Genomic DNA, 11919 nt, shown 5'->3' with positions numbered 1-11919 from the left:
AAGTTGAAAGGTTAAAAGGTGGAAATTATGAGTAAAACAAAAACAAGCATGAAATCAATTAGAAATAGTTGGAGTAAAATTTATAGTTGTGGTTATGGTGACTTACAATACATCATGAAATACAACGAGCCAGAATTTTATAATTCTGGTGTTTATGGTTGGAATTGTGATATCTATGTGGATTATGCGAGAGATATCGCAATCACTACGGGTTACAGAGGAATGACTGGAAAAATGATAGATAATGCAATCATCGAAAAGTACAGTAATATCGCAAAGAAAATCATGGAAAATACATTTAATCGTCCATATGAAGATATTAAGAAGGAACTGGACGAAAATGTAGAAGCATTTTACAGCGAATTAAATAATAATTAAGAGAGGTGTAAACTATGTTAGAAATATTAAGTCAGCATACAAAACCAAATGCTATTTGGATATGGGGAAATGATACGCTTGAAGACATTTACTATAAACTTGAAATTGAACACGATATTAGACCAGACTTTGAAGAATACGGAAATCATATAAACTACAATCCAAAATGGATACATTCAGAAGCAGCGGAGAAATACAAAGGCTGTGTAATGATTTTTACAAGCCCATATGTCAGGCTGATTACTGACGATAAGAAAATCATTGAACGATGCGAAAAAGCCGTGAATGAATATAAGAAAACAGAAGAATACAAACGGGCAAGAATAGAATATTTAAAAATTGAAGCAGAAAAAGAAAGAGAAAGAAGAGAACGCATTAAACGGCTAAACAACAAGAATAAAACGGCATAAAAAGTAAGTTTCATGTCTTTATTGAAAGGAAGGACGACATATGGAATCAATTAAGTATCATCAGAACGGCATAGGGAATGAATATGGAGCAGACCATGCCCTAACTAATAATTGGAACCCTGAAGTTGACTATGGAAATGAATACGTGAATATTTATTTCAGGATAGAAGCACCTGGTTACAGTTACCCATCATTTAGTTTTACAGAAGAGGGCGAAAAAGCATTTTATATAGAAACTAAAAATGCCTTGCAGCCTTTAGGGTGGGAATCAGAAATTGATGCAGAAGATTGGCATTGTGGATATATCAAGAAAGGCAAACAGCACTTGTATTTACACCCACAAAATTTTAGTGGTGAAATATTGAAAAATGAAGTGAAACAGATTGCAGAGGCTTTACAAAAACATGACACATTTTATCTTAGATGGGTGGATTTATACGAAACTGTCTATGATATTTCTGATACTGAATACGAAGAGTATTTAGTCAATAAAGATGAAGAGATACGCAAAATATTATTTGAGCAGTGTCAGACCAAGAGAACGAATAAGTATTTCTATGTTTTTGATGTATGCAGAAACTTAGCCGAGAAAATCAGATTGAGAAGGGTCGGGCTAAATGACGGGAGAAATTCTGGATCAGGTCAGACGATTGAACATATTAAAGAAATCATTGATAAGATGATTATAGAAGGATTGCTCGTTTCTGTTGAAATTAATGGAAATAAATGCGTTAGAAGCCTTAACAAGACGGAACAGAAGAAGCTTAAATTAATGATAGCATAAAACGCAATTTGATAGGAGTGTGAGCCAACTATGACGGATAAAGAAAAAGAAAATTACAACATAACAATGGATAAGACAAAGAGAGAAGATATCATTAAACAAGTATTAGGTGTTGCGTTTGGTAGCAATCCTATTACTCTTGAAGGAATAAATGATATAAAAGTATTTTATCAAAATAACTATAAAAGATATTTAAGTGTAGGTAGAAGTATAAGCGCTTCTGCTAAACCATATCAATATGGCGATTTTTGGTTTAATGATGCTGGGTTTCAATTTATGTGGAAGAATCATTCCGGCCATATTCAGTTAGAATGCATACCATGGAATGAAGTTAAGAAGCGAATAAATAATATTAACTAATAAAATGCACGTTTAATGGTGAGCAATCGGAGAATATATAACCGGTTGCTTTTATTATGCTTAAAATCAGGAGGAGATTGTAATGGAGAAGTTTTCAAATAAAGAACTGGAAATTATCAGTAATGGTTTAATAAGTCTTATTGTAAATGCTGCGAACGCGAAGAGGCTTGTAACTGATACGGCTTCACAGAATAGCATTGATGATTACATGAAAACTTTACAGGCACTTAATTCAAAGGTTTGTAAGATGGAAACCGATGACAAGACGGAAGAGGAAATATCGAGACAATCAAAATGTTGTCTTGGTTGTAATTTTTATGATATGAACGATCAAATTAATGCTTTTGGTACATGTGAACCCCAGGATCAAGATTTCCATTGTACGCATGAATGCAATTTATCTGAAGAGGAGCTTAAAGAATTGGAAGGACTCACGGGACACAGTAGGTAATATTAATTACATGATTCATGAAAGGAAAATTTCAAGTAGAAAAGGAGAATATAGAATATGAAACAATATTACGTTACTTATTCAGGAAGTTTATATATTGATGCAGAAAATGAAGAAGAGGCTTGCGAGTTGGCAGCGTCTCAAATTTCATTAAGTGAAATAGACGCTTATGAGGTTGACGAAGACGGAAATATCAATATGTAAGAATGAAATATGCGGTTGCAGTATTAAGTTTTTTTGAGAATGAGAATAGAGTTTCTATAGTTGATGCCAACAGTGAGGTTGAAGCTATGATAAAAGCATTATCATCAGGCGACAAAATGCTAGATGAAGACTATGTCCAGTGGAGCAAACCCATGTTGACAAAAACAGTAGAGGAAATTCAAGAAGAATGCTTCGATGGTGATATGGCAATTTCAAAGCCTGTCATTATTGAAATGTAAAATGAAATTGTAATTTTATAAGGAGAATTAATGATGTGTAAATGGTGTAATAGAAGAGGCTTGTTGCCTGAAAAATATCCGAGCCATGCGGATAACATATATCAGGATTCATATATGATGGTCATGAATTACAAAAGAAACGTTCCAGAGCTGATTGTTAGTTCTAAACATGGGTTAAATTTTTATTTCAGTATTAATTACTGTCCTATTTGCGGCAAAAGGTTATTAACAGATAAGGCAAAAAGAGATAGAAAGAGACATATTAAAGAAGGTTTTAGTGACTTGTTTGGAAGAATTGGTGATAAAAGAAGTAACATGTGAAAAATAGATTTTATGAAAAGAAAGTGAGGATAATATGAAAATAGTATCAAGTAAAAAGTGTATATCAGAAATAAGAAAGCAAATTGAAATACAAAAGAATAATGTTTTACATGATGAAATTAACAGATACGACGCTTTTGAAATTGTTTATCAAATGATGCATTTATCAAAAGCGCTTGGAATTTTAAACAAAAAGACGTTAGATGCTTTATGGCGAGAAGCACAGGAAATAACAGCATAGAAGACAGGTTTTAAAGGAGGAATAAAGAATGAGCCAACTATGGAATTACATTATTAGCGAATTTCCAACGGCATTTGAAACAACGTTTGCCCGTGACATGCTTGATAACATTTTAGAAGAATCAGAAAAGATTGAAAATATAGCAGAAAGATGTGACTGGCTCGCCAAAATGATTCCGCAAGTCAGATCAACGGAGATAAGAGATATATTGTTACGATAATATCGGTAAACTAAAACCGTTAGAAAGGTATGAATAATGAAAAAGTCAAAATTAGTATTAGAACTTAGGTGTTGTGTTGGATATGGATATATGGCGTATATTGAGTTTGGAGCAAAAGAAGCGGTTTCAAGTTTTCTGAAAAACTTTTGTATGTGGGGTGGAAGTACAAAAACGTTTGAAAATTACAGTATGTACGAATTGCCAGAAGACGTAATGAAATTCATGACCACTGAAACATTTAAAGGGTGGTTACTAAAGAATGATGTAGAGTTGTTTACAGAAAATGATGGAAAATATAAGGCAATCTTAAGTGAAGTATTTTCACACATATAAAGATGAAAAGCACATTTTATAGTTAAGGAGGACGTATGGAATCGTTTTATTTTTTAATAGTAAGTGTTTCTATAGGAGCGTTAATAGGGTATGTTATTTCTCGTCTGACTTGCAGAGGAGAGCATAAAAGGGGAGGGAATTATAATGAATTTGGTAAGAGGTACGACAAGTGATTATAGCTGCTCATATAGCTATCGACGCATTGATAGGCGAAAACAAAGACGAAATTTCATTATATGGAACCGAATTGTAGGAAGCATTTTATTATTGCTTTCTTTTTTTGTACTCTTTATGCTGCCAGACCAGGACGGAAACTGGACACTGACAGGTTTGATGGTAATTGTGGCAATTGCTTTGTTCATGCAAAATGGAGGACTCAAACATGACTAACAATATAAAATTTCATTACATGAAGAACAAGGAAGGGAAAATTGAAATGTATGCAAATGGTATATACATTTCTACATTTGATAACTTCACAGAGATTTTCGCCTTACAACAACTTATACCTTAATACATAGCCTTGTCGGTAATCCAAAAGGAAAGGCCGTACTGCAAAAGTAAACAAGGTATTCCCGGCAGTCAGAATGTGATTGCTACTTACCACAGATAATTAGTGGTTGATCTGGCATAGTTCACTAACCGCATATAGTTAGCGGTAGATTTTTAATAGGAGGTGTTTCGTATGGGATATAGAGAATTAGAGCAATGTGAGGACTTTGACAAACTGAAGGCAGTGTTTGACGATGATGTGCTTAACTATTATGAAAAGCAGCTAGAGAGCTATTTAAGCGGATCAGAGGAGAGACCAGCAGTTGTTTGTTGGTGGGAAGGCATGATGAGCACTGATGATTTTACAGAAATGTATGCAATGTAATGGGAAAAATTGGTAGTTATTTGCGAAGGAATAGATTGTATAATTAAGAAAAAACTACCAAGGAGAAGATGTTATGAGAGTAGTGAGAACACTTGAGTATATTTACAATAAAGATTTAAACAATTATCTGGCATCAAAATTTGCTTATGCTTCCAGTAAGGGGATGGAAGTGGAAATTGAGCTTACAGAACCAATTATTGATCTACTAATTGATTTTAAGGATTATAAAAAAATCTTAGACAAGGCATTCAAGTATGCATTTAGAACAGTTAAAAAGTGTGATGAAAAGAAACTAGTTTTTTGCATGTTTTATAATTATGGTCATTTATATTTGGCTATAATTTATCCTGCTTTTACTAAAACTGATAGAATAGTATTTGCGAAAGATATTGAAAGTAAGATGTATCGAGTTATAAAAAAATATGAAAACGTTCATCAACATATTGTAAATGAGAAATCTAAAATTACACATCAAATAGCAATAGCATGTAACGATCAGAATATTGTTTTTTATTAAAGAGGAACCATATGGTTCCTTTTTTAGTGGATAAAAGTAATATTTATTTGGAAGGAATGGAGGTAAAGCTATGACATACCATGAAGAAAATGATATACAGAATTTAAAAAAGCTAAGAAGTATTATATCCTCATTGCCAACTTATTGCGAAGACTTCTTTCGAGGGATTGAGCCGAGAACTTCTTCCAAGACAAGGATTGCTTATGCAACGGATCTGAAATTGTTTTTCGATTATCTTTTTAGAAGCGGTCAAGTTTCAGACATTGAGTCAATTACTCTTGATATGCTTTCAAGTCTAAAAATTATCGACTTTGAAAAATATATGGAATGGTTAAAATGTTGGACTGATGAATCGGGAAACGAAAACACCAACGGAGAGAAGGCCATTGCAAGAAAATTGTCTACGTTGAAAGCCTTCTACAAATATTTTCAGCAGAACGAAAGAATAATCATCAATGCAGCTTCACTTGTGCTGCCACCGAAGTTACACGATAAGGAGATCATAAGGCTTGATAGCGACGAAATGAAAGCATTTATTCAGGCGGTGGAAACCGGTGGAAGTTTAGAAGGGAGGGAACGCTCATTCTTTGAAATAACACGGAAGCGAGATTTGGCAATAATCATGTTGCTACTTACAACAGGAATCCGTGTTTCTGAATGTATTGGCCTAGACATTAACGATGTGGATTTTAAGAATAGCGGAATTAAAATATACCGGAAAGGAGGAAAAGAAGAAACCGTATATTTTAGCGATGACACCAGAGAAGTATTAGAGTCTTATATAGAAGAAAGAAAACAGGTGGAATCAATCAAAGGGCATGACAATGCTCTATTTTTATCGTTGCAGAACAAACGAATATCAACAAGAAGCGTAGAGGATTTAACACCTAAGTATGCTAGGCTGGCTGGAATCCAGAAGAAGGTTACTCCCCATACACTTAGAAGGAGCTATGGGACGGCCTTGTATAACGCCACAGGGGACATTTACTTAGTTGCTGGTACGTTGGGCCATGCAGATGTAAACACTGCCAAACGGCACTATGTAGCACTGGAAGACGAGAAGAAAAGAGGCAATCGGAACGCTGTTAAGCTGAGATGATGGAGGATTGATAATGTGTCAAACTAAAATAACTGGTGCAATAACAATAAACCTAGAATTAAATGCGATTTGAAACTTAATATTGATAGCCAATAGGAAGTGTTGTATACTAGAGCAGTATATGTAATGAGATCTAATGCTTAAAAAGGAGTGACAAATATGAATCAATTACCAGAAGGATACAAAGAAATTAGAAGGGTAAATTTGGCAAAAGATAAAAGAATGTTTATTGCTATAAATATCTTTGCATTTATAATTTTTATTGTTATGGCAGTTTTTGGTGCTATTATTAAACCTATATCATTTACAGTTGATTCGAAATTTATGTACCTATTAATTCTTACTATAGTTTTATATATAATTTATATCATTATACATGAAGCGATACACGGATATTATATGAAAAAGTTTAGTGGGAAAAGGGCACATTACGGCTTTACTGGATTTTGTGCTTATGCAGGTAGTGAGGCTTATTTTAATAAAAAGCATTACATCATAATATCACTTTCTCCTGTTGTAATTCTCGGTATTGTTTTATTTATAATTAATGCTATAGTACCACAGAGTTATTTTTGGGTAATATATTTTGTGCAAATGGTGAACATAACGGGTGCTGTCGGTGACTTTTATGTAACTTATTTAATGAGTAAGATGCCTGACGATACTTTAACACAGGATACAGGGGTGTCTATGACAATGTACTCAAAACAATCATAATCTATATTATTTTACTATCAACTATCAATAATCATATTGGTAGTTTTTTTATACTATAAATTTAAGCGTAATATAACATTAAAACAATCATTCAATTAAGAAAATTAAGGTTTGGCTGATTGTGGTACATGGAAGCTTAATATTGCTAGTTAGTAAGTTTGGTGATATTCTACTTATAAGGATTCTCGTGATCTATTACATGGTCCTATGTCAAGATTTAGTACAAGTTAAAATGAGAAAACAATCCTCACTTTAACCGACCAGCTGCAATTCACCTTTACCTGCTTTTTCATACAGCTTTTCAAAATCGTCTGGTGATATATAATCACAGTGACTGTGAATTCTTTTAGTATTGTAGAAAGCTTCAATGTATTCAAATATTAATCGATATGCCTGCTTGTAATTATTTATTTTAAAACGATTCAGCCATTCTCTTTTGATTAAAGAATGAAAGGATTCGATACAGGCGTTGTCCCACGGAAATGCCTTTTTAGAATAACTGCGCTGCATACTTGCTGTTGCTTTCCGATATTCATTTGACACATATTGACTTCCCCTGTCACTATGGATGATAAGTGGCTGTTCGGTGTTACGTCTGGCTTTTGCTTTGTCAATGGTATCAATTATGAATGAAACTCCCATTGAATCGGATAATGTCCATGCGATGATTTTTCTAGAATATAAATCCATGATACTCGTCAGATAAACAAATCCTTCGGTTGTCCAGATATAAGTAATATCGCTGCACCAGACGGCATTTGGTCGTTCGGGATTAAATTGTTCATCAAGGATATTTTGAAGCTTATTACTAAAATCAGAGTTTTTGGTCGTAATCGTCCACGGTTTGATCCACTGAGCCCTTATTCCAAGTTCCCTCATGTATTTGCCAACAGTACGTTCGGAGGTGAACTCTCCACCCTGCTGTAACTTTTTGGTAATCTTAGGAGCACCATAGTTTTGTTTGGAATCATTGTAAATATCAAGGATTTTTACTTTGATATTTTCCCTACGAATCTGCATAGCAGATGGCATACGCTTAAGCCATGCATGGTAACCAGATCGTGAAACGCCAAGGATTTTCAGCATTCCGGAGACAGAAACCTGGCGCTTTTCTTTTATGGTAGCTTCCGTCTTTACAGTGACCTCGAAGTAAATGGCTTCGGTCATTTTCCCAGAATGCTGATGGCTTTTTTTAATACATCAAGAGCATCCTGAGTATCACGCAGTTCGCGCTTCAGGCGAGCAATTTCCTTTGCTTCGTCAGAAGAATAATTACCTGAACCACGGTTTTCGATGTCACCAGTTTCTCGTAATTCCTTTTGCCACCTGGATAAGGTTTGCTGACTAATGCCAAGATTTGTAGCACAGCCCACTAAACCTAGGTCCTTGTGATCTTGGTAATATTGAATAGCATCAAGTTTAAATTGCTTGTCAAAATGTTTTGCCATAATGAGAGCCTCCTTTGTTACGATACCTTTATTGTATCATATTTTTCTTTATTGGATTTTCTCATTTTGACTTGTACTATTTAGATTCTAGCACCAACAAAGCGAAAAGGAATAATAGGTAAAGGTGAATAAATGTGGACTTGTGTCAATAACGTAGTCACAAGTCCAATGTATTAAAAAAGGAGATTGTGTTAATTATGCTTAGAAAATATGTATTTGCACTAGTAGCCATATCTTTTGTTATGATACTAATGGGGTGTGGCAATGAAGGGGAAGGGACAGCAGCGTCCCAAACAGAAACGGAAGAGAGTTTGATTGCTGATGAAGGTGTAGCAGAAAACTCTGACGGTGAAACAGATATAAAGTCAGAGGAAAGTCATAGTGATGTAGTAGACAAAGAAAGCCTTGTTTCTGAGGATATGGATTATTATAGCGTGTGTACCTCGAAGTCAAAACAGGAGGTAGAAGCATTTGCGGAGGCGGTAAAGGTAAGCTTCTTGAATGATGACTGGGCGGCGGTTTCTGAGACGACTGCTTATCCGATTACGATACAAGGAGTAGAATACGTGGATGCGGAAAGTCTTGCGCATGCGGATATTGTGTTAAGTGAGGAATATAAAGAGGCATTGAAGGCAGCTTCTTGCGAGAACCTTTTTGCTAATGGGGAGGGTATTATGCTTGGGGATGGAGAAGTATGGATTGGAGAGGTGCTGGATGAAGATATGCAGTCCGAAGGATTAAAAATTATAGCTATTAATGCGGAGAAGTAATAAGAATGGGCTGTTGAAGGAGTAGATAAATATTCTACTGGAACGATAGCTCAGTTTTTGTACCTAAAAATCTATAATTGAGAATTTATGAAAGAACTATTTATTTAGAAAGTTCGACCTTATATTGTGGTTGAACATTTTAATGGAGAGGAGTATGAAGTACAAGCTCATTGGTAATTGCAATGAAAATCGAGTTTGATTAGAAACCGATGTTACTGTATTGCGTGGAAGGATAGAGTGAGATTAATAATAACAAGGGAGACTATAATATGATTACATATAAAAAAGTGGATAAGACATATTTCGCTCAGTATGACTTAATTCCTATGCGCGTTCATGTTTCTAGCTATTATAAAATAGATAAAATTAATCGCGGGTTGGGTGGTTTTAATTTTGTCGAAACCTCCATAGAACCTTATTTAAAAGACTTTTGTACTGGCGAAGACGAAACTGTAAAGCGTTGGGAAAGACAATGGGATATTTCAAACTGGGCTTTTTTTATGGCATTTGATGGTGATAAACCGATAGGAGCCGCAACAATTGTATCACGTACAAAAGGAATAAATATGCTTTCAAATAGGGATGACCTTGCAGTATTATGGGATATTCGTGTGGATGATAAATACAAACAGCAAAAAGTTGGTCAAACTTTATTTGATATGGCTGCAAATTGGTGTCGCAGTCAAGGATTTGTACAAATGATAATAGAATGTCAGAACAATAATGTTCCTGCCTGTAAATTTTATCATAAACAAGGAGCAACTCTTAGTATGATTGATGAGTATGCGTATTATAATGAACCTGAATATAGGTATGAAACTCAGTTTATTTGGTTATTAAGTTTGTAAATAAGGTGGATTGTATGATTGGAAATAATAGAGAAAGAAATAAATCAGATTGCAGGGTGAAATCTAAGATTGATTGTTAAGGAGTAAAAGACATGAAATGTAGGCACTTGTTTTTGGTAATAATTTGTATGTTTATGACTGGTTGTAGCAATGAAAAACCAAGAGTAGAGAGTCAGGTGATAACGGCTCAATCAAACGAAGAAACCGAAGATATTTCTGGCTTTTACGGAGATTACCGAATCACTGCTTGTAAAGGAACCGCCGCAGCCTACGCTATGTCTCAGGAAGAAATAGACGCTTCTATTGGAAATGTGTTAAGCTATCAGGAGTCCACTTATGCATGGAATGGGAATACCATAGAGACAAGCTATCTAGAGGAAACCTACTCTGTAGATCAAATTTTTGACGATTTCGGTATCCAGGCATCTAAACTAGGAATTGAAGAAAAAGAAATTTTACATGTGGCTGCTTTAACAGAAGGTAATTTTATAGGAAACTATTTATATGTATTAGATGAAAATACTTTGCTTGTATATTATGAGGGTATATTTTTTGAGGCAAAAAGAATAGAAGGGAATTAGTGTTATAATAAGTTGGAGGGCATTGGAGAATAATCCGGTGCCTTTTATAGGTAAACGCTCCATAGTGAATGCGTAGATTTCTTGCTATGTATCTGAGATAATAGACTCACCAAATCAAAAAAGTTAAGGCTCAACTTTTTTGACATCTATAGGAGGACTGTCTATGAACTCTACAACGTCATTAGTGGCCAGGCAATATCGACTTCAGCAATGGGCGGATCAAATCCGCGAATGTCAAAACAGGTCTGCCGGAGTCTCCATCAAAGAATGGTGTATCCAGCATGAACTTTACTGCAGCGAATTATTACTATCGTTTAAGGGAAGTGCGCAAGGCCTTCCTGAATCATATCTCATATGATGCAGTTCCACAAAGTATAGTTCCAGTTCCAGCAGAGCTCATAAGTGGTAATTTACGATCTGGATCAGCATCTGGATTGGAAGTTTCAATCAACAATGTCTGCATTCGTGTAACCAATGAGACTTCTCCTGAGCTTTTAAAAATGGTATTGCAGGTGGCTGCCGATGTTAAATGATGCAACCTGCTTTAAAAACGTATATATCGTGACTGGGTACACTGATTTGAGATCTGGAATTGATACATTGGTTTCTATCGTGGAGTCAAAACTTGAGAGCAAACCATTTGTACCAGATACGCTTTATCTTTTCTGTGGAAGAAGAACGGACCGCATTTTGTTCTTCCCAAGTCAATAGAGGATTACTCATTAAAGTTTGAAACTCATTAAGCATACGTCCCCGTGACACTTGACTTAAAACGGTTTTCAAAAGAGTTACCTATCATTTTACGCCACGAAAGACACAACTTCAACACGATATGTCCTATAACGTCCTGTTTTCATGAAGCTGACGAACCGGACCGGCAGAGCCTTTCCCTTTTGCGGCGTACGCCCGGTGAGACGGTTTGGCACGCATACCCATGCGCACGCCCGAAGAGTGAAAATGTTGTTAGGCGATTGACCATGCCCTGTTATTCAGAAATCGCCATGGGTGGCTATTTCCAACGCTTTCTTGAATACCCTAAAAATCTGTCTTACCAATTGATCTTCTTTATTTAAATGGTTTTCACTTATATAAGCTAATAAGATCCTTCACAAATATTTCTT

General features: G+C 35.1%; 23 protein-coding genes. 21 read left to right on the top strand and 2 right to left on the bottom strand.

Going from position 1 to position 11919, the window contains the following annotated elements; genetic code table 11:
• The first annotated feature begins 27 nt into the window (after window positions 1–27).
• From Q7P33_RS17490 to Q7P33_RS17415, 16 genes are all read left to right on the top strand, one after another.
• Complete coding sequence (locus Q7P33_RS17490; protein WP_303872026.1) at window positions 28–378, top strand: hypothetical protein; 351 nt, start codon at window positions 28–30, stop codon at window positions 376–378.
• Window positions 379–392: 14 nt separating this feature from the next.
• A complete protein-coding gene (locus Q7P33_RS17485) occupies window positions 393–788 on the top strand; it encodes a hypothetical protein (RefSeq protein WP_303872025.1) in 396 nt (131 codons plus the stop codon).
• 40 nt (window positions 789–828) lie between these two features.
• On the top strand, window positions 829–1572 hold the full coding sequence (locus tag Q7P33_RS17480; protein WP_303872024.1) for a hypothetical protein: 744 nt from the start codon (window positions 829–831) through the stop codon (window positions 1570–1572).
• Between the two features lie 30 nt (window positions 1573–1602).
• Window positions 1603–1932 carry a hypothetical protein gene (locus Q7P33_RS17475; protein ID WP_303872023.1) on the top strand — a complete coding sequence of 110 codons (330 nt, stop codon included), beginning with the start codon at window positions 1603–1605 and terminating at the stop codon, window positions 1930–1932.
• A gap of 82 nt (window positions 1933–2014) precedes the next feature.
• Window positions 2015–2383 (top strand): hypothetical protein, encoded by a 369-nt coding sequence (locus Q7P33_RS17470; protein WP_303872022.1) that lies wholly within the window; start codon window positions 2015–2017, stop codon window positions 2381–2383.
• 57 nt (window positions 2384–2440) lie between these two features.
• Window positions 2441–2587 carry a hypothetical protein gene (locus tag Q7P33_RS17465; RefSeq protein ID WP_303872021.1) on the top strand — a complete coding sequence of 49 codons (147 nt, stop codon included), beginning with the start codon at window positions 2441–2443 and terminating at the stop codon, window positions 2585–2587.
• Window positions 2588–2589: 2 nt separating this feature from the next.
• Window positions 2590–2826: a hypothetical protein gene (locus Q7P33_RS17460; RefSeq protein WP_303872020.1), complete on the top strand. Its 237-nt coding sequence runs from the start codon at window positions 2590–2592 to the stop codon at window positions 2824–2826.
• 30 nt (window positions 2827–2856) lie between these two features.
• Window positions 2857–3147, top strand: coding sequence for a hypothetical protein (locus Q7P33_RS17455; protein ID WP_303872019.1), 291 nt, complete (start codon window positions 2857–2859; stop codon window positions 3145–3147).
• A 34-nt stretch (window positions 3148–3181) separates the two neighbouring features.
• Entirely contained in the window at window positions 3182–3388 is a 207-nt protein-coding gene (locus Q7P33_RS17450; protein ID WP_303872017.1) for a hypothetical protein, read from the top strand.
• A 28-nt stretch (window positions 3389–3416) separates the two neighbouring features.
• The gene (locus Q7P33_RS17445; protein ID WP_303872016.1) at window positions 3417–3608 is read left to right on the top strand and encodes a hypothetical protein; all 192 of its coding nucleotides are present in this window, start codon (window positions 3417–3419) and stop codon (window positions 3606–3608) included.
• Between the two features lie 36 nt (window positions 3609–3644).
• Window positions 3645–3941: a hypothetical protein gene (locus Q7P33_RS17440; RefSeq protein ID WP_303872015.1), complete on the top strand. Its 297-nt coding sequence runs from the start codon at window positions 3645–3647 to the stop codon at window positions 3939–3941.
• A 144-nt stretch (window positions 3942–4085) separates the two neighbouring features.
• Window positions 4086–4331, top strand: a complete 246-nt coding sequence (locus Q7P33_RS17435) for a hypothetical protein (RefSeq protein WP_303872014.1) — start codon at window positions 4086–4088, stop codon at window positions 4329–4331.
• A gap of 295 nt (window positions 4332–4626) precedes the next feature.
• The gene (locus Q7P33_RS17430; protein WP_303872013.1) at window positions 4627–4818 is read left to right on the top strand and encodes a hypothetical protein; all 192 of its coding nucleotides are present in this window, start codon (window positions 4627–4629) and stop codon (window positions 4816–4818) included.
• Between the two features lie 73 nt (window positions 4819–4891).
• A complete protein-coding gene (locus Q7P33_RS17425) occupies window positions 4892–5335 on the top strand; it encodes a hypothetical protein (protein ID WP_303872012.1) in 444 nt (147 codons plus the stop codon).
• Window positions 5336–5405: 70 nt separating this feature from the next.
• A complete protein-coding gene (locus Q7P33_RS17420; protein ID WP_303872011.1) occupies window positions 5406–6434 on the top strand; it encodes a tyrosine-type recombinase/integrase in 1029 nt (342 codons plus the stop codon).
• 159 nt (window positions 6435–6593) lie between these two features.
• Window positions 6594–7151, top strand: a complete 558-nt coding sequence (locus tag Q7P33_RS17415; protein WP_303872010.1) for a DUF3267 domain-containing protein — start codon at window positions 6594–6596, stop codon at window positions 7149–7151.
• A gap of 252 nt (window positions 7152–7403) precedes the next feature.
• On the opposite strand, the gene Q7P33_RS17410 is transcribed toward Q7P33_RS17415, so the two are convergent.
• Window positions 7404–8318 (bottom strand): IS3 family transposase, encoded by a 915-nt coding sequence (locus Q7P33_RS17410; RefSeq protein ID WP_303872009.1) that lies wholly within the window; start codon window positions 8316–8318, stop codon window positions 7404–7406.
• Window positions 8315–8599, bottom strand: a complete 285-nt coding sequence (locus tag Q7P33_RS17405) for a transposase (protein WP_303872008.1) — start codon at window positions 8597–8599, stop codon at window positions 8315–8317. Before Q7P33_RS17405 ends, Q7P33_RS17410 begins: the two co-directional genes overlap by 4 nt.
• Window positions 8600–8796: 197 nt before the next feature.
• On the opposite strand from Q7P33_RS17405, the gene Q7P33_RS17400 reads away from it, so the two are divergent.
• From Q7P33_RS17400 to tnpB, 5 genes are all read left to right on the top strand, one after another.
• The gene (locus tag Q7P33_RS17400) at window positions 8797–9369 is read left to right on the top strand and encodes a hypothetical protein (RefSeq protein ID WP_303872007.1); all 573 of its coding nucleotides are present in this window, start codon (window positions 8797–8799) and stop codon (window positions 9367–9369) included.
• Window positions 9370–9638: 269 nt separating this feature from the next.
• Window positions 9639–10217: a GNAT family N-acetyltransferase gene (locus Q7P33_RS17395; protein WP_303872006.1), complete on the top strand. Its 579-nt coding sequence runs from the start codon at window positions 9639–9641 to the stop codon at window positions 10215–10217.
• A 92-nt stretch (window positions 10218–10309) separates the two neighbouring features.
• Window positions 10310–10798, top strand: a complete 489-nt coding sequence (locus tag Q7P33_RS17390) for a hypothetical protein (protein ID WP_303872005.1) — start codon at window positions 10310–10312, stop codon at window positions 10796–10798.
• Between the two features lie 281 nt (window positions 10799–11079).
• A complete protein-coding gene (locus tag Q7P33_RS17385; protein WP_303872004.1) occupies window positions 11080–11331 on the top strand; it encodes a hypothetical protein in 252 nt (83 codons plus the stop codon).
• Window positions 11321–11509 carry an IS66 family insertion sequence element accessory protein TnpB gene (tnpB, locus tag Q7P33_RS18100; protein ID WP_369693336.1) on the top strand — a complete coding sequence of 63 codons (189 nt, stop codon included), beginning with the start codon at window positions 11321–11323 and terminating at the stop codon, window positions 11507–11509. Before Q7P33_RS17385 ends, tnpB begins: the two co-directional genes overlap by 11 nt.
• Window positions 11510–11919 lie beyond the last annotated feature (410 nt).

The organism is Acetobacterium wieringae (assembly GCF_026646375.1).
In the GTDB taxonomy this organism is placed as follows: domain Bacteria; phylum Bacillota; class Clostridia; order Eubacteriales; family Eubacteriaceae; genus Acetobacterium; species Acetobacterium wieringae_A.
Note: the sequence above shows the minus strand (reverse complement) of the source record. Positions and strands in the feature narration are given on the sequence as shown.